Below are 18,870 nucleotides of genomic sequence, written 5' to 3' on the forward strand. Positions count from 1 at the left end.
TTAACCGTTTAATTTTGCATTGATCACAATCTCATCTTTTTTCTCTAAAGTAAATTGGACATTTTCATTTACAAGAATATCCTTTACCCCGCCCTTTAGATTTAAAGAATCCGCCATTGTGTCAGCGTCGCCAATTGCTGTGATGACAAAGGGTGCAGGTAGACTTTTCCCATCTACTTCAATTACCGGACCGTTGCAGAGGATATATGAATCATGTGAAAGCCTCTGCCCATTGATAGCAATTGCACTTGCACCGGAAATATAAAGTTCATTGATGACTCTAAACACATGATGTTCGTGGACAATATACTGATTGGGATTTTGTTCATCCAGACGATAATCACTGTCCGCAAGGGTTACTTGAACACCCTCTCCTTTTACTTTAACCTTACCGAGAAACATACGATATTTCTCAGTATCCTCGGCAAGGTTAAAGTAAATATCTGCCTCATTTGATAATTCCTTTTCAATTTTCAATACTTGCTGCTGTTTTTTACTTAGTTCTTGCTGAAGGACGCGATTTTTCTCTTCTTGATCAATCAGTTCATTTCTAAGCTCCATATCTCTTGTAAATTGACTGCTTGTCATATTTGTATTGCTTGCCTGTTTTTCTGTAAAGTGATAGGAGAATGCAAGCATAAAGCCAAAAACAAGGCAGACAATGGTTAATGTGACATACCTACCCTTCACGATCTTGGTCTGTTTCATCAGGCGCATCTCCTTCCAATTCATAAGCCTTAAAATATGAACCAACCTCTAAATTAATAACGCCTTTTTGGGTCGGATCAAGCTGGCTAATAATTGAAGGGTAATGGGACATCTTTTCCGCAAAGGTTCGAATGGTTGCGCTCACTTGATTTCCGTCATTCATAAATAGCGCAATATGAAATGGATCTGAATCTGTTGGATCATAATGGATTTCAGAGATTGAGTTCAATACTTCTGGTGGTAACTTTTCCAAACTAACAATCATTTCCTTCAATGCTTTATTTTCAGTGAAACTGAATAAAATGGGGGCATTTAACGGAAGGTCTGTTGTTTTCTTCTCATGAAGAATATTGCCATTTTCTAAAACAGGTAAAAAGTTTTTCCCCTTAGCGATATAGGAGATCCGTTTATATTCCTGAACCGTTATTATGACTGAATTGGGCAATTTGGTTGTTACTACTGCCTTTTTCATTTCAGGTAACGCATTCAGGTCCTCTTCAATTTCTTTATCTCTAACTTTCCAAATATTTGTATCCTTCTTAATTCCTGCAATTGCAGCGATTTCAGTATCAGAATGAGATGTATTTCCGCTGATTACGACATGTTTAACATAACTTAACGGAGATTGAAAATATAATATAAAAGCGATTAGAATAAAAAATAGCAATAGTAAAAAGATAAGTCGTCGATTGGCTTTTTTTCTGCGCTGCTGTTTTAATTTGGGTATTCGATCTTCAATTGAGACAACATTACCATTTTCCATTCCAATCACCTCTCATTTCTTCATTAAATAATGCTTGTCCACCTTAAACCTAAACAACGGCACGAGTATTCATGCCGTTATGGTTGTTAGGCCCTATTTCAATAGATAATTATAACACAGTATATGGATGTTGAGTTTGGAAGTTTTCCGTTACTTTCTTCCTATTATTTCAACCTCAGTTTCCATTTTTACCTGGTATAATTCAAAAATAGTTTTTTTCACATGTTCTATTAATTCTAATACGTCTTTAGCTGTTGCATTTCCTGCATTTATAATAAAATTTCCATGCATATCTGAAATTTGCGCACCGCCAATTTGATAGCCCTTTAACCCCGCCTCTTCCACTAATCTGCCTGCATAATTAGGCAATGGGTTACGGAAAATACTTCCGGCACATGGAAAATTCCATGGCTGTGTTTCTTTTCGATAGTCTTTATTTTTTTGCATCACCTCAACAATCTTCTCTTTTTCACCTTCGATTAGCTGAAATCTAGCTTCAAGAACGATGCCGGGGCGCTTTTTCTGCAGCACAGAAGTACGATAGGAAAATTCCATTTCCGCATTTGATAGCCATTCCACTGTACCGTCTTCAAATAAAATATGTGCTTCTGTCAAAATATTCGATATATCTGAGCCATGTGCACCAGCATTCATATAAACCGCTCCACCAACAGAACCGGGGATTCCGCTGGCAAACTCAAGACCTGATAATCCCTGCCTGCTGATTTTCATAGCAAGACTGACCAGTGGATAACCTGCTCCAACTGTCAATACTGACCCTTTCACATCGAATTGATCGAGACCATTGCCTAATTTAATCACGACTCCTTCAATCCCGTTATCTGAAACAAGCAGATTGGAACCTCTTCCGATTGCTCTCCAGCCAACTTGATTTTTTGTAATCAATTCCATCGTAGTTTTTAGGTTTTCAATGGAGTCAGGCTCAATGAATAAATCGGCAGGACCACCTATTTTGATGGTTGTATGATTAGCCAGCGGCTCATTTTCTTTTACTTTGCCAACATTCAATCCTCTAAGCTCATTCATTAACACTTTCAATTTATTGTCCATAAAACCCTCCTGAAAAATAGGTTACCATAGTGTATGCCGAAAACATAAATGGGCTACTTTTTCTTGTCAACAAGCTCTTTCATTAATAGATAGAGTCGTTTTGCAGCATCCGGAATGCCTAATGCCTTTGCAGAGTTCTTCATATCCTTTAACGTCTTTTCATCCATCAAGATTCGATCAATTTCCTCTACAAGCTTATGGCTCGTCAATTCCTTTTCTAGCAGCAATTCAGCAGCATGATGATCACTTAATGCACGGGCATTTTTCTCTTGATGATTATTTGTAACATATGGACTTGGAATCAGAATACTCGGAATACCTAGTGAAGTAAGCTCTGCAAGTGTTGTAGCACCTGCCCGTGCGACTGTCAAATCAACCCCAGCAAGTACTTCTGGCATGTTATGAATAAATGGTTTAATCATAACGTTCTTCGGATTACCAACAAGCGCAACTTCCTTTTTGACCTCTTCATAATGGACATCACCCGTTACATATAGCACTTGATAAGGCTTTTCTCCAAGTATCGATAATCCTTTTAAGACCGCTTCATTTATTGGTCTTGCTCCACGGCTTCCGCCAACAATTAAAACAACTGGTTCCGTTAAGCTTAACCCAGCCGATAATCTGCCTTTTATTCCATCTTGATGCAGGACCTCTGATGCCCTTGGATTTCCTGTTAGTACCACTTTATTTTCAGGAAAAAACGTTTTCGCTTCGTCAAAGCATACGGCAATTCGATCGACATAACGACTTAAGAACTTATTCGTCAAACCAGGAACACTGTTTTGCTCATGAATAATTGTCGGGATACCAAGCTTTGCTGCAGCATAAACAACAGGACCACAAACATACCCTCCGGTCCCAATGACAACATCAGCTTTAAATTCCTTCAACATTTTCTTACTGTCATTAACGCCTTTCAAAAAACGAAGAATGGTTTTTACATTTTCTAGTGATATTTTCCTCTTAAAGCCTGTGATATGTATTGATTTAAACGGAATATTTTCTCTTGTAACGAGCTGGCTTTCAAGTCCTTTTTCCGTACCGATGTATAAAAATTGTACATCTTTTGTTTCTTTCTTTATTTCACGAATAAGAGCTAAGGCTGGATAAATATGACCTCCAGTTCCTCCTCCACTTACAACAATATTCATTGTTTCACCTCATAAAACACATAGTTAAAAGTAGCAACCCAATATCAACCAAGTGAATAATATCACTTATTTACTTTTCCTATTCTACTATATTCCAAACGTAAGAAAGATACCATCAAAAGAATGTTATAAAATCGTAATCATTTATAGAATATATTGATATATGTGTAATAAGCGACACGTAATTGATATTCATATGAAATACAAATACAACACTATCGATTATAATCCTTTTTCATTAAGGAACGTAGAAAAAAATAAACAATTTATCATTTAACAAAAAAGCTGACCTGAAACCGGTCAGCTCACATTAAGATATAAAAGTAAAAAATCAGTACCGTGAATAACGGCTAATGTTCAATAATACACCAATGGCCAAGAGCATAAGGGTTAAAGAGGAGCCTCCATAGCTTAAAAATGGAAGAGTAATCCCAGTTACAGGCATTAAACCTGTAACAACCCCAATATTAATCATGACTTGGATTGCAACCATTGCAATGATTCCAACGGCTAGAAAACTGCCATAGAGATCAGGAGCACCCAATGCGATTCGTATCCCACGCCACAGCAAAAGAGAGAACAATAATAAGATAAATGAACCACCGATAAAGCCTAACTCTTCAGCTAATATAGCAAAAATAAAATCGGTTTGCGGCTCTGGTAAATAAAAGAACTTTTGTCTGCTTTGTCCCAGCCCTAAGCCGAATAATCCTCCCGGTCCAATGGCAAATAACGATTGTATGATCTGAAATCCGCTTCCAAGCGGATCCTGCCAGGGATCTAAAAAGGATGTAATCCGTTTGATACGATATGGCGCGGACGCAACCAGTGCAGCAAAACCTGCTACACCCATTAATCCAAGAACAGCAAAATGTCTTACCCTTGCACCTGCAATAAAAATCATCACAATACATGTGCCTACCATAACGGTTCCTGTCCCTAAATCAGGCTGTAGCATGATCATTCCAAAGGCCAAAAACACTAAACCTAACGAAGGAGCGAGTCCTTTTTTGAATGAGGTTATGTATTTTTGCTTTTCCGACAGGAACTTGGCTAAAAAAGCAATCATGGCTAACTTCATAAATTCTGACGGTTGAATGGAAAATGCACCAATTCCAATCCAGCTTCGTGAGCCATTTCGAACATTTCCAATACCCGGAATTAAGACAAGAACAAGCAATACAAAGCAAACGATAATTAACACCTTAGCCCAGGTTCTCCAAGTCCAGTAATCCACATTCATGATGAAAAACATTCCGACAATCCCTACACCGGCAAACAGCATCTGTCGTTTAGCAAAGAAAAAGGAATCATCAAATTTATAATCGGCCCAGATAGCACTTGCACTGTAAACCATAATTAATCCGATGGCTAAAAGCGTAAATGTTAATATCATTAAGATAATATCAGGAGTCGTTTTTTTTGTCGGCAATAGACCACACCTCGAAATGCAAGTTATTTGGCCTGTTTTTTATTCGCTGACGAACCACTCATTGCTGACAAGCCCTTATTTAAGCTTATGCACTGCTTCGATAAAAATGTCTCCTCTTACTTCAAAAGTTTTATATTGATCCCAGCTCGCGCACGCAGGCGACAATAGAACAACATCACCTGGTCCTGAAAGCTGATAGGCAAGTGGCACAGCTTTTCCAACATTATCGACACGCTGAATGATTTTTATTCCTGCTTTCTTCGCTGCATTTTCCATTTTTTCCGCTGTTTGACCAAATGTAATGATCGCTTTGACATTATTAAATGAAGGAACTAGTTCATCAAATTCATTCCCTCTATCCAAACCACCAGCAAGCAGAATAATCGGTTTATTAAAAGCTGCTAATGCGTTCTTTGTCGCTAGGATGTTGGTTGCCTTTGAATCGTTATAAAACATCCTGCCTTCAACTTCAGCTATATATTGCAGTCTGTGTTTAACACCTGTAAAGGTATTTAGAACTTGGTAAATGGCTTCATTTTTGACACCAGACAGCTTTGCAGCAGCCACAGCAGATAATATATTTTCCAGATTATGTGCACCTGGCAGCCGGATATCCTCCTGCTTCATAATCTGTTCACCATTAAATATCACCCAGCCATCTTTAATAAAGGCTCCTGTAGAAAGCTCTCTGACAGGAGAGAATGGAACAATCTGAGCCTTAGAGCTGCGAGCAATGTTCATTACATCTTCCTGCTCAGCGTTAACAATAAAAAAGTCGTCACTCGTTTGGTTTTTAGTTATATTTGCCTTTGCTTTCACGTATTCTATTCTTGTCCCATGATAATCAAGATGGGCGTCATATAAATTGGTTAGTATCGCAATCCTCGGTCTGAAGCTAGGAGTACCCATGAGCTGAAAAGAAGAAAGCTCAATCACAATTTGATTATGTACTTCAGCTGATTGGGCAACCTCAGAAGCTACTGTTCCTATATTACCAGCAATAAGCGGATACTTTTCTCCTGCCTTCAGGATTTCATATACAAGCGTTGTCGTCGTTGTTTTGCCATTTGTGCCCGTAATGGCAATAAATGGCGCTTCTGAAATTTGATAGGCTAGTTCAACCTCTGTAATAATAGGAATTCCTCGTTCCAGTGCACCTTCAATCATCGGATTATGATACGGAATCCCCGGATTCTTTACGATCAACTCAAAGCCTTCATCAAGCAGCTCAATTGGATGTTCACCACAAATCACTTTTATTCCCTGTTCTAACAGTCCCTGGGCTTCAGGATTTTCTGATAACGGCTTATAATCATTAACAGTTACAAATGCACCAAGCTTATGTAAAAGTAATGCAGCTCCTACACCACTCTTTGCTAATCCTAAAACAAGTATTTTTTTATGAGTATATAAATTTATTGTTTTCAATTATAACCACACCTCAATATAGATTCCCATAATGGCTAATAACAAACCGGCAGTCCAGAACGTGACGACTACACGCCACTCACTCCATCCTAAAAGCTCATAATGATGATGAAGCGGACTCATTCGGAAAATACGCTTTCCTGTTGTTTTAAATGAAATGACCTGTAAAATAACTGACAACGTTTCGATTACAAATACACCGCCGATAATGAGCAGGATAATTTCTAGCTTCGATAATATGGCAATGGATGCAATCGCTCCACCCAATGCTAATGAACCTGTATCTCCCATAAATACTTTTGCCGGATGGGCATTAAAAACAAGAAAACCAAGAACCGCTCCAACTACAGCGATAGAAAAAATAGAAACCTCGATCATCGATTGATTCCATGCCAGAACGCTAAAGGCACCAAAGGCAATGGCTGCCGTTCCTGACACAAGACCATCAAGTCCATCTGTCAAATTAACTGCATTAGAAAATCCGACAAGCCAGAACACAATAAACAAAGCATAAAAAAATCCCAGCTCAATTGAATAATTGGTAAAAGGAATGGCTACTGATGTTGAAAAATCAGTTTGCTTTAATAAGAAATAAACTACAATGGAAACAATAATTTGTCCAAGCAGTTTTTGCTTTGATGTTAAGCCAAGATTTCTTTTCATCGCCACTTTTATAAAATCATCTAAAAATCCTAAAAGTCCAAATCCGATTGTGACAAACAATAGGATAAACGTCTTAATCGTAGGCTCACTGAATTTCTCAGTCATAACAAGCGTAGTAATGATAATTGAAAGTAAAATCATGATTCCGCCCATTGTTGGCGTACCTGTTTTCTTTTGATGCGATTTTGGTCCTTCTTCACGAATACTTTGTCCAAATTTCAATCTTCTTAAAAATGGGATGAAAATGGGAGATAGTAAAACAGTTATAAGAAATCCTAATAGAATGGTAAAAAATAATACCTGCTCCTGCATCTACTCCTCCCTCCCATCATGGCTGTCTTTCATCAATTGTTCTACTTCATTTACCATTACAGCTAAATCATATGTGCTATTCGTTCTATTCAGACTGGTTTCTGGTAAAAAGTGAAATTTTGTCTGTCCCATCTGTTCCTCATCCATTTCAAGCTGTTTTTTACAATATAATTCTGTCATCTTTTTTAACCCTTTCAACAAATCAGTACAATAAAAAATAAGAAAATGATTGGGCGTATAGGCTGGCAGCGGAACCAATTCATCCCATAATACAGCAATCGCGCCATGGTCTATCGCTTCCTTCAATTCACCTGAATCCTTATATAATGGAATAAAGATCCCTTTAGGCTGAGCACTTTGGGCAAATGATGTTACCGTTAAAAACTGTAAGGAAGGATCACTCATTCCCTTGTTATTGGGAAATAATTGAACCATATCTCTATAGAGTAACGTCATTTCATCTTCTCCTCAATCGCTTCTTTTGCAACAAGCCGATCGTCAAAATCGAAGGTTTCCTTCCCAATCTGCTGATAAGTCTCATGGCCTTTTCCCGCAATTAAAATGACATCACCTTGTTCAGCATTGTTTACTGCATAGTATATGGCCTGCTTACGATCGGTAATGCTTTGATAATTTTCACCCTTAACCCCTGCTTCCATTTCTCGTAAAATATCTTCTGGATCCTCACTTCTTGGGTTATCAGATGTAAAAATGGGATCGGTTGCTAATGCACAAGCTATTTTTGCCATCAGGGGACGCTTCGTTCTATCCCGGTCTCCTCCACAGCCAACGACAACAAATATGCGTTTTTCAGCGAACTGACGTACTGTTTTCAATGCATTTTCAAGACTGTCAGGTGTATGCGAATAATCAACAATCACCGAGAACTCCTGCCCGGCATTTACAGCCTCAAAACGGCCAGATACTCCTTGTACCTCCTCGATTGAAGCAATAACTTTATCCATTGCGACACCAGATACAACTGCTGCAGCAATACTCGCCAGAACGTTATACACACTGAACTTACCGATTAGCTTCATGTTAACAGAAAATAAACCAAGCGGGCTTGATAGCTCAAAGGATGTTCCAGTTGCTGTCATTTTTATATTTCCCGCATAAAAATCCGCATCATGGTCAATACCGTATGTCACTACTCTTGCGGCAGTACTATTCATGTATTGCTCACTTGCTTTATCGTCTGCATTTAATACAGCATATTTTGGCTTCTGACTGTTAAAGGTATTTCCTAACTGAGAAAATAATAACCCCTTGGCCTGACGATACTCATCCATCGTTTTATGGAAATCTAAATGATCTTGTGTTAAATTCGTAAAAACAGCTACATCGTAATCGCAGCCATGAACCCTTCCTTCTACTAATGCGTGTGAGGATACCTCCATTACAGCTGACGTTACACCACTATCAACCATTTGTTTAAACGTTTTTTGCAATGTCAAGCTTTCAGGTGTCGTATTTTTCGTGTTAAAGGTTTTTTCTCCTATCTTTGTATACATCGTACCAATTAGACCAGTATTCTTGCCACAATCAGCAAAGATTTTCTCGATTAGATGACTGGTTGTAGTTTTTCCATTTGTACCTGTTATTCCAACTAAGTGCAGCTTTTGAGTCGGGTGCCCAAAATAGAAGTCAGACAATAAGGCCATGGCCCGCTTTGTATTTTTGACAACAATAACTGGAATATTTAAAGAAAGTTCTCTTTCAGCCAATACAGCCACTGCTCCATTTTTTTCAGCAGACTCAGCATAATCATGTCCGTCTACTGTATAGCCCTTAATACAAATGAACAGGCTGCCTGGCTGAACCTTTCTGTTATCATTTTCAATGGATGTAACCTCTGGATTTACACCACTAGCAGGCAAATAAGGATACAAATATTGAAGTAAAGTATGTAATTTCAAATCACTCAAATCCTCTCAAAATTGAAATGCATAAATGCATCGCTCATAAACAAGCGCGATACTATTTTACATGATAAATGGCAATTAATCTATTTTTCATTTTCAATAATTAAGAAAAAAAGAAAGGGGCGGCGTAAAAAACTAGCCGCCCTTACGAAATATATGATGGATTGACACTTTGAGTACTGTAGATTACTCATTTTTATTTGGAGAATTTCCAAAGTATAGCCTAATGGTTGAACCTTCTTTTAATTTGACACCTGCTTCTGGAGTTTGCTTAACAACGGTCTCCCCATCCCCGCTGGCATCAATTTTTAAATTCAACATTAATTCACGAATTTCCGTTTTTGAAATTCCGACAAGGTCAGGCACTTCGATCATCGGTGTATCCATCCAAGATAATTCTTTTTCAATTTGTTCTTTTCTTGGCTCCACACCCATGACTCTTAAGCTATCACTGATCACATTGCCAACGATTGGCGCCGCTACCGTACCCCCGAACTGCACGGTTCCTTTTGGATTATCTACTGCAACATAGACCACAATTTGCGGATCGTCAGCCGGAGCAAAGCCGATAAATGACACAATATGATTATTTTCGAGATAACGGCCATTTTGTGCTTTTTGTGCTGTACCTGTTTTACCGCCGACTCGATATCCTTCCACGAATGCCTTTCCACCGGTTCCCTGGGCAACAACACTTTCAAGGGCATATCTAATCTTAGCTGATGTTTCATTGGAGATCACTTTTCTCTTACTCGTTGGACTTTTCTTCATTACCACTTCCCCTGTAGCAGGATCTATTAATTCCTTTGCAACAAAAGGCGTATACAATGTCCCTCCATTGATTGCTGCCGATACCGCCGTCACCTGCTGGATTGGAGTTACCGATACACCCTGTCCAAATGCAGTAGTAGCCTGTTCAACAGGTCCGACACGTTCAAGATTAAACAATATCCCTTTGGCTTCACCCTGTAGGTCAATGCCCGTTTTTTCTCCAAAGCCAAAATCCTTTACATATTTAAACAAAGTGTCTTTGCCTAATCTTTCACCAAGTTCAACAAAGCCAGGGTTACACGAATTTTGGACCACCTCAAGAAATGATTGACTTCCATGACCACCTTTTTTCCAGCATCGCAGCCTTGCCCCGCCGACACTTACATACCCTGGATCATGGAATTGTTCCTCTTCCAAATTAACCTTTCCCTCTTCAAGGGCTGCAGCCAATGTAATAATCTTAAAGGTTGATCCAGGCTCATAGCTGCTCCAAATGGGTAGATTACGATTATAAATCTCGGGTTCAACATTGCGGAAATCTGCTGGATCAAAGCTTGGTCTTGAGGACATCGCCAATATTTCACCTGTATTTGGATTCATGGCAATTCCGATCAGTCCATCTGGATTATAAGTTGCTTCTGCATTATCAAATTCACGTTCTAGTATCGTTTGGATTTTCGAATCAATTGTCAGCTTTAAATCTAACCCATCAACAGGCGGCTCATAGTCATCCGCCATATCATTCATTCGTTCTCCCTTTGCATTTGCATAAAACTTTACTGAACCCTCTGTACCGCTTAGCTCTTTATCATAGAATAGCTCCAATCCCATTAAACCTTGATTATCGATACCAGCAAAACCAAGAACATGGGAAAGATAGTTTCCAAACGGATAATGTCTTTTCGAATCCTCACCAATATAAACCCCATCAATTTCCAAGGCACGAATCTCTTTTGCTTTTTCGTGAGAGATTTTTCTCCCTTCTGGAATCTTTACACTGCTCGTCTTTTTTGTAATGAGTCCATACGCCTTTTCTGTAGACATATTTAAAACAGCTGCCAGTTTTTCCGCTGCCTCTTGGGGGTTTTTAATTTGACGAGGAACAACGTAAACAGTAGGTGCACTGATATTAGTGGCAAGGGCCACCCCATTACGATCAACAATTTCTCCTCTGTTTGGCTCAAAAGGAATATTCCTGCTCCACAATCCTTTTGCCTTTTCAGTCAACCCGTCACCCAAGAGGAGCTGAACATATCCTAAACGCATATCAATAATAAAGAATACCAATATCCCTACTAATAAGACCATCGTCAATCTCTTCCTGACGGTTACATTTGAAACACGCATAAAAGGAACGAACCTCCTCTTCATAATGGCTCGTTCCAATATATGCTTGTACTTTTTCTAATAGAACGGACAGTCGGACATATCAACGATCGCTAATCCTTGACTTTTACTTCGTCCGCTTCATCCTCTGCAGCTTCATCTTCATTTTCTTTTGCTTTGTTTAATATCGTTTCAGGATCATTGAGCTCAACAATTAAAAATTCACCTTTTTTTATGACAGACCCTTCCTGAACATTTTGTTTGACAACATAGCCATTTCCAACAGAATTTAATTTTAGCTCAGCCGCCTCCGAAACCTTCATTACATCACGAATAGACCAGCCCGTCATATCAGGAACGGTTATATCTCCATCCGTTTTTATGATGACTCTTTCTCCAGCTAAAAGTGTTTCGTCTTTACCAGGAATCTGACTGATAATCTTAGTGCCATTTCCGACAATGACAGGCTTTACACCTTTTTCAGTCAGTACTTCTGCAGCTTCATTCGTTGAAAGTCCGGTAACATTTGGAATCTTTGTAGTTTCAGTTACTTTTTTCCCGCTTGGTTCAATTTGTAGATATTGGAGACTGCTTTTCATAACTGGATTAAAGATCATTGACACAGGAGCTGCTCCATCTGAGTTTTTTGTTAAATCAGGCTGCTGTACAGCTACATACATGATTAATCTTGGATCATCCTTTGGAGCCATTCCCAGGAAAGAAAAGATATAGTTGCTTGCTCCTGATAAATAACCACCTTTACCAGGGATCTGGGCTGTTCCTGTTTTCCCAGCAACCTCATAGCCATCAAGGGCATATATTTTACCAGTACCGTTTTCTCCTGTTACAACCGTTTCTAAATAGTCCCTTACTTCTGCAGCTGTTTCTTTAGATATCGGAGTCCCCGCTACCTCCGGCTTTGTATCTTTTATCGTTTCACCTGTGTCAGGGTCAACTATTTTATCTATTACATGGGTCCTCATCATATTACCATCATTTGTAATGGCTGTAGCAGCCTGTACCTGTTGAATTGGGGTTATGGCTGTTCCTTGCCCAAAGGCTGTTGTGGCCTTTTCAATAGGATAGGTAAACGCTAGTTTTCCATTTGTTTCATTCGGCAAATCAATCCCTGTCAGCTGATCAAACCCAAAACGAGTTAAATATTCTCGATATTTATCAAATCCCAGCTTCTCATTTGCCAACATGGCAAATGCCACATTGGAAGATCGCTGCACGCCTTCTAAAAAGGTAATTGGACCCCATCCTCTGCCTCCATTATGGTCGGGAACCTTTCTGGATTTAGGATCGACGACATATGTCCCAGATTGATAAATCTCATTTGGATTAAAAACCCCTTCTTCCACTGCAGCGGCAAGTGTAAATATCTTCATCGTTGAACCTGGTTCAAATGATGTTTCAACTGCTTCATTGTACCAGCCCTTTTCAATGCCCTCTCTTGTTTCAGGGTCAAAAGTGGGGCGCTGTCCCATTGCGAGAATCTCCCCAGTTTTTGCATCAGCAATGATTCCGATCATTTTCTTCGGTTTATATTCTTTATCTACTTTATTCATCGCATCTTCAAGCAAGATTTGTATTTTACGATCGATCGTTAAGTATACATCCTTTCCATCACGGGCAGGAGTGATTTGCTCATTGCCATCAGGTAGTAAATAGCCCCATAAATCACTTTCAAATTTAAATGAGCCATCGGTACCTGTTAAGACATCATTTAAGCTTTTTTCCAAGCCTAGCTTGCCATACGTTATCGTTTTATTATTCTTATCCTCTTTCGTTTCTGTATAACCAATTACATGCGAGGCGAATATTCCATTTGGATAAAATCGTTTCATCGATCTTGTAAAGGCAATGCCGGGCAGCTTCAACTTTTCAATTTTCGTTTTCGTTTCATAGGAAATATCACGGCCAGCTGCACCAAACTCCACTTGAAATCGTTGTTTTTCCTTTCCCTCATTTAAAATATTGTAAATCTTGGACTCTTTTAAATCGATTACCTTAGCAAGCTCTTGGGCCGTTTTCTTTATATCTACAACATGATTAGGATCATCCGGGTCAGTCGTCATGTCCTCATCAAGGATGGCAATTAAACTAAACGAGCTCCTATCCTCAACTAGCACTTCTCCATTTCGATCATATATTGTCCCGCGTTTTGCTTCAATTTTAGTTGATTCGGTATATTGTTGTTCAGCCTTTGCAGCCAATACCTGCCCTTTCACTTCTCCCGTAGCTTGAATAAAGAAAAACCGGAACAATAAGACAAAAAAGAGCACGCTAAATATTATAAATAATATAGCTGCTCCGAAATTAATATTTCTTTGTTTTTTTATCATTAATCTTGCACAACCTTAACATTTTGATCATTTAATTCAAGACCAAGCTTTCTAGCTTTTTCTTTAATCCGATCATATTGACTTAATTCACTTACTTGAATCGATAAGTCGCTATTTGATTTTTGTTGTTCTTGAATCATCGCTTTCGTATCCTGAATGTCTGCGTTAAGTTCGTAAATTGCAGATTGATTGGAGATTATATGAACCGACCCAAAACAAATCAGCGCTCCAAATGTAATTCCTAAAATTTTTTCTCCAGGCGAGAACATTCTCCTCTGCTGTGCTTTTTTCTTCGGAGCTTTCGGAGCCATTATTGTTTGCTGCTTTGTTTGCTCTTGACGGAGCTGTCGTGCTAAATTAGCCATTCATATATCCCTCCAATAATATTTGTTGTTCTGTTCATATATTAAAAATTTGATTATTTTCTCTTTTCAGCAATACGGAGCTTAGCTGATCTTGCGCGATTGTTTTCTAACAATTCCTCTTCCGTAGGTCCGATTGGTTTTCTAGTGATTAGCTTCAAAACAGGTTGAAACTCCTCTGGAATAATCGGCAAACCAGGGGGTAGATCAGGTGTTTCACTCATCTTTTTAAAGGTAACCTTACAAATACGATCCTCAAGTGAATGGAACGTTATCACACTAATACGCCCACCAGGATTAAGAATCGAAATAGCCTGCTCTAACGATTTCTCAAACACCCCTAATTCATCATTAACAGCAATACGAATGGCTTGAAAAATTCGTTTCGCCGGATGACCGCCTTTTCTTCGTGCCGGAGCTGGAATTGCATCCTTTATTAATTCAACTAACTGACCTGTTGTTTCTATGGGTTTAATCTCGCGTGCTGCTTCAATTTTGCGAGCAATTTGCTTGGAGAATTTCTCTTCACCATACTGAAAGAATATACGAACAAGCGCTTCATACGACCACTGATTAATTACTTCAAAGGCTGAAACATCAGCATCCTTGTCCATTCTCATATCAAGAGGGGCATCATGATGGTAGCTAAAACCTCTTTCGGGATTGTCAAGTTGCGGGGAAGAAACACCTAAATCGTACAATACTCCATCTACACTAGTCACATTGAGCTTTGCCAGTTCTTCTTTTAAGTTTAGAAAGTTACTTTTTATAATAGTCAGTCTATCCCCATATTGAGCTAGCCTGACTTTTGCATGATCAATAGCAGTTTGGTCCTGATCAAAAGCGTACAATTTACCAGTTTCTGAAAGCTTTGATAAAATCAGCTCACTATGGCCGGCTCCACCAAGTGTACAGTCTACATATATACCATCCGGCTTAATATTCAAGCCTTCAACAGTTTCATTCAATAATACAGTTTTGTGATTAAACATTTACGTCCACCTTCCAATCGAAAAGATCAGGAAATTATTTTCATATACCATCCTGATTATATATCAAACCCTATCATATTTTCTGCAATCTCAGCAAAAGAATCCGCTGATTCGCTGAAATACTCGTCCCAAATATCTTTACTCCATATTTCAATTCGATTGGAAACGCCTAATACAACACATTCCTTTTCTAGCTTTGCATAATTTACAAGTGGAGATGCAATATTAATACGTCCTTGTTTATCCAATTCACATTCAGTAGCACCAGAGAAAAAGAACCGAGTAAATGCACGGGCATCTTTTTTTGTTAACGGAAGAGTCTTTAATTTATCTTCAATAATCTCCCATTCACTCAGCGGGTAGCCAAACAAGCATTGATCAAGACCACGTGTTAATATAAACAAATCGCCTAAATCATTGCGGAATTTAGCAGGTACAATCAATCGACCTTTTGCATCAATATTATGATGATACTCGCCCATGAACATACCCGCTACCCCCACTTTCTAAAATTACTTTACCACATCCCCCCACTTTCCACCACTTATTTTTAGTAATTCTCCCACATGAAATAAAATCCTTCTAATCTAATGCATTTATTGAATTTTTTTTACTAAAAAGCACAACAAAAGACCTTTCCGTGAAGGAAAGGTCTTTTGTTATTTATATTTTTATTACTTTATGCTTACCATCAAACGTATAGGAAAGACTAGATAAATTAGCAAGAAAAGGAATGCCATATTGATTCATATAATAAAGGGCATTTAAGATTCGTTCCTGTGGGGACCCCAAAGGTCTCAGCTTATTATTCACTCTACTGAATTTATTCAGCACCACTTGATGTTTCTCCTGTAAAGAATGAGCTACTTTGCCTTCCATAAATTCAACCTGTTTAAACAGTTGTGCCTGATTTTTTTCTAAAAGTGGGGAAAGTCCCCTATCTATTTTCTCTTTTATCAAGCGATAATTTTCCAGCAACTGCTCCTTTGTATGTTGAAATAAATCATCTAGCTCTTTATCCTTTACTGATGATAAATAATCCTCTTTTTGTTTTTCTGTACCAGAGGTTAAAACAGTCTCAAGAGATAAGCCCAGCTCTACTATATCTGTTTCTACTGAACGATCTACAAGCGTAATGTTTAGTCGTGGAACGATTGGCGGCATTTTAATGGAATAGCTTTCAAATGCCTTTTTCAATTCAGCCCAATACGCAATCTCACCAGGACCTGCAATAAAAGCTAATGTTGGGAAAAGCAATTCCTGTGTAATGGGACGAGTCACCACATTATTGCTTAATTTCCAAGGGAATTCAGAAGCAATTTGCAATAATTCCTTTAGCGAAAATGTTAATGCACCGTTTTTACCAATAAATTCTTTTTTCCCAGCATTAAACTCAAGTAGAATTCTTTCCCTGTATTTTTCATCGTAATAAAAAATATTTCCAGCTTGGCTGCTTATATCAATTGAATGAGAAAAACCTTCCTTTTCAAGTTCCGCTTGGACTGCTCTCACATGGTTCGTTATACTTGCCGCTTGATTAATCTGTGATATCAGGATTTCTTTTTCAAGACAACGCAGTCCTGGATAACCGGAATCAATCACGAGCAGCCCATAATCCTTAAATAATTCCATTACCATGTGGGCAAAAAAGTCAACAAATGATTCTGATTGCTTTACAGCCTTTTCCAAAAAGGCTAGCAGTTCTTTTGTGTGTGCAGTTTCACCTAACATTTCAATAATTTCTTCGATCCAATCCATACATAACTCATGATCAAGCGATATATCTGAGACCATTTTCTTTTCAAGAACCTTCTCAGGATATACCTTTTTTTGAACTTTCCCCTCATTCTCTACATAAATATGATTAACTTCTTGATAATCATGATCTTCCCCAGCAATCCAAAAAATTGGCACAACTGGAATTCCCAGTTCAACTTCCTTTTGTCTGGCTAATACAATGATAGAAACAATCTTATGTATGGAGTATAACGGACCCGTTAAAATCCCTGCCTGCTGTCCCCCAATTACGACAACACTCTCAGGCCGAGATAATTTTTCCAATGATTCTAATACTTTGTTAGAGGTTGGAAAACGTTCCATATATTTTGCTATACATGAAGCCAATTCTTCTCTCATGAAAGTTCGCTTTTTCAGTTCTACTACTCTTTCGTTATAATCAGAGACACTCTGATACTGATAGTGAAAAAAGCGTTGTATCTCTGGTGCGCCAGCTAAATATCCAGTTGCAAACCGATTAGTAGCCGGCAGTTCGAGATTTAACATCTCCATTTATGACTTCCTTTCTACTTAACGAATTATGACATTGAAATTGACATACTGACACGATGAAAAAGTCCGTATACAATTAAAATAATATAAATGAAACCAAACAGCAAAAAATTGAACCTCCAGTATCCTTTAAAAACCTTTGAAAACTGAATATCATGTTTCATTTTCCAATGAACGAGGACGAATACCACTGCCAATAAAAGCATGATTAGAAGTATTACCCATAGTAAGGAAGTGTCCCAAATAGCCATGATAAAGTAATGTACAGCCAATATTAATAATAACGTTGTTACATCAATTGCAATTCTAACTGACTTACGATGCTGTTTGGTTACGAACTTACTAATCACAAAAACGATTATATACCCAAGCACTGGAATAGTCACGAATGTTGCAATGATGGAAGAAAAGAATCCTGTCAAGTTATTACTCCTCCATTCTAAACTCCTTCCCTTTAACTGCTTGATAAAAAGAATTAATAATCGGAGTGTTTATTTTTCTTTCTGCTGCTTTCTCCAAAACAAACCCAAGAATGGCATCTATTTCAGTAGGGCGATTCTCCACTATGTCGCGAAGCATGGATGATTGGTTATGTGCTGTTTTTTCACAAACAGCCATGACGTTTTGAAAATAGTCTGCTCCATCCTGCAGGCATAAACTAGTTTCAATCTCCGCAAACATCATCTTCACCATTTGAAAAAAATGAGGATTATGAATGAGCTCACCATTTTCAACCTGCAAAATGGCCGTTAATGGGTTTATTACTGCATTAACTACCAGCTTTTTCAAAAGCATTTTCTCATAATCCTCTTCTAACAAGAAAGGAAAACCCTCATCATGTAGATGCAGTAAAAGGTTTTGAGGCTGTACAATAGAATGGCGAAAGGGAGCTAGTTTTGTTAGACCTATACCTGTATGTATCACACGATTGGAATTTTTCTTCAAAGCCCCATGCTCAACGGTGCCCACAAAGATTTCTCCATTTAATTTATTAAGCATTTTTATATGTCCCATACCATTTTGCAAAAATAAAAGGATTTTATCAGAGCTGCTGTATTCATTTAGCTGTTCCATTAGATCCGGTAAATGATACTGCTTGACAGCAATGATGGTTAGGTCTTCTTCCCCACGCCACTCAGATACTGACTTAACCTCGAGCCATATTTGCTTTACCTCTCCATCACGTTCCAAAAATAATCCCTTTTCTTGAAGTTGTTCCGCTTGCTCTTTGGAACGTACATATAAACAGACAGAATGATGAATATGTAAATAATAGGCAAACAATAAACCGAGGGATCCACCGCCTATAATTCCAATTTTCATGAA

17 protein-coding genes are annotated in these 18,870 nt (G+C 38.3%); all 17 read right to left on the reverse strand.

Translation table 11 applies throughout. From position 1 onward, the window contains the following. Window positions 1–708: a DUF881 domain-containing protein gene (locus tag ACHUFV_RS05615; protein ID WP_394232606.1), complete on the reverse strand. Its 708-nt coding sequence runs from the start codon at window positions 706–708 to the stop codon at window positions 1–3. Further along, window positions 680–1,471, reverse strand: coding sequence for a cell division protein FtsQ/DivIB (locus tag ACHUFV_RS05620; RefSeq protein WP_394232607.1), 792 nt, complete (start codon window positions 1,469–1,471; stop codon window positions 680–682). Before ACHUFV_RS05620 ends, ACHUFV_RS05615 begins: the two co-directional genes overlap by 29 nt. 150 nt (window positions 1,472–1,621) lie before the next feature. Further along, a complete protein-coding gene (murB, locus tag ACHUFV_RS05625; RefSeq protein WP_394232608.1) occupies window positions 1,622–2,542 on the reverse strand; it encodes a UDP-N-acetylmuramate dehydrogenase in 921 nt (306 codons plus the stop codon). Window positions 2,543–2,595: 53 nt separating this feature from the next. After that, on the reverse strand, window positions 2,596–3,696 hold the full coding sequence (murG, locus tag ACHUFV_RS05630; RefSeq protein WP_394232609.1) for an undecaprenyldiphospho-muramoylpentapeptide beta-N-acetylglucosaminyltransferase: 1,101 nt from the start codon (window positions 3,694–3,696) through the stop codon (window positions 2,596–2,598). Window positions 3,697–4,027: 331 nt separating this feature from the next. Continuing rightward, a complete protein-coding gene (gene spoVE, locus ACHUFV_RS05635) occupies window positions 4,028–5,128 on the reverse strand; it encodes a stage V sporulation protein E (RefSeq protein WP_394232610.1) in 1,101 nt (366 codons plus the stop codon). 75 nt (window positions 5,129–5,203) lie between these two features. Continuing rightward, window positions 5,204–6,556: a UDP-N-acetylmuramoyl-L-alanine--D-glutamate ligase gene (gene murD, locus ACHUFV_RS05640; RefSeq protein WP_394232611.1), complete on the reverse strand. Its 1,353-nt coding sequence runs from the start codon at window positions 6,554–6,556 to the stop codon at window positions 5,204–5,206. Further along, window positions 6,557–7,531, reverse strand: coding sequence for a phospho-N-acetylmuramoyl-pentapeptide-transferase (gene mraY / locus ACHUFV_RS05645; protein WP_394232612.1), 975 nt, complete (start codon window positions 7,529–7,531; stop codon window positions 6,557–6,559). Continuing rightward, a complete protein-coding gene (locus ACHUFV_RS05650) occupies window positions 7,532–7,987 on the reverse strand; it encodes a hypothetical protein (RefSeq protein WP_394232613.1) in 456 nt (151 codons plus the stop codon). Beyond that, window positions 7,984–9,450, reverse strand: coding sequence for a UDP-N-acetylmuramoyl-L-alanyl-D-glutamate--2,6-diaminopimelate ligase (locus ACHUFV_RS05655; protein ID WP_394232614.1), 1,467 nt, complete (start codon window positions 9,448–9,450; stop codon window positions 7,984–7,986). The genes ACHUFV_RS05650 and ACHUFV_RS05655 overlap by 4 nt, the downstream gene beginning before the upstream one ends. A gap of 192 nt (window positions 9,451–9,642) precedes the next feature. Then, window positions 9,643–11,574, reverse strand: a complete 1,932-nt coding sequence (locus ACHUFV_RS05660) for a stage V sporulation protein D (RefSeq protein WP_394232615.1) — start codon at window positions 11,572–11,574, stop codon at window positions 9,643–9,645. A gap of 92 nt (window positions 11,575–11,666) precedes the next feature. Then, a complete protein-coding gene (locus ACHUFV_RS05665) occupies window positions 11,667–13,901 on the reverse strand; it encodes a penicillin-binding protein (protein WP_394232616.1) in 2,235 nt (744 codons plus the stop codon). After that, the gene (ftsL, locus tag ACHUFV_RS05670; RefSeq protein ID WP_394232617.1) at window positions 13,901–14,266 is read right to left on the reverse strand and encodes a cell division protein FtsL; all 366 of its coding nucleotides are present in this window, start codon (window positions 14,264–14,266) and stop codon (window positions 13,901–13,903) included. The genes ACHUFV_RS05665 and ftsL overlap by 1 nt, the downstream gene beginning before the upstream one ends. A gap of 53 nt (window positions 14,267–14,319) precedes the next feature. Then, window positions 14,320–15,255 carry a 16S rRNA (cytosine(1402)-N(4))-methyltransferase RsmH gene (gene rsmH / locus ACHUFV_RS05675; RefSeq protein ID WP_394232618.1) on the reverse strand — a complete coding sequence of 312 codons (936 nt, stop codon included), beginning with the start codon at window positions 15,253–15,255 and terminating at the stop codon, window positions 14,320–14,322. A 56-nt stretch (window positions 15,256–15,311) separates the two neighbouring features. Further along, the gene (gene mraZ, locus ACHUFV_RS05680; protein ID WP_394232619.1) at window positions 15,312–15,743 is read right to left on the reverse strand and encodes a division/cell wall cluster transcriptional repressor MraZ; all 432 of its coding nucleotides are present in this window, start codon (window positions 15,741–15,743) and stop codon (window positions 15,312–15,314) included. 175 nt (window positions 15,744–15,918) lie between these two features. Further along, entirely contained in the window at window positions 15,919–17,544 is a 1,626-nt protein-coding gene (bshC, locus tag ACHUFV_RS05685; protein WP_394232620.1) for a bacillithiol biosynthesis cysteine-adding enzyme BshC, read from the reverse strand. Window positions 17,545–17,570: 26 nt separating this feature from the next. Then, complete coding sequence (locus tag ACHUFV_RS05690; protein WP_394232621.1) at window positions 17,571–17,966, reverse strand: DUF3397 domain-containing protein; 396 nt, start codon at window positions 17,964–17,966, stop codon at window positions 17,571–17,573. Between the two features lie 4 nt (window positions 17,967–17,970). Continuing rightward, window positions 17,971–18,867 (reverse strand): 2-dehydropantoate 2-reductase, encoded by an 897-nt coding sequence (locus ACHUFV_RS05695; RefSeq protein ID WP_394232622.1) that lies wholly within the window; start codon window positions 18,865–18,867, stop codon window positions 17,971–17,973. Between the last annotated feature and the right edge of the window lie 3 nt (window positions 18,868–18,870).

The organism is Niallia oryzisoli (genome assembly GCF_043641075.1).
Lineage (GTDB): Bacteria > Bacillota > Bacilli > Bacillales > Cytobacillaceae > Bacillus_BD > Bacillus_BD oryzisoli_A.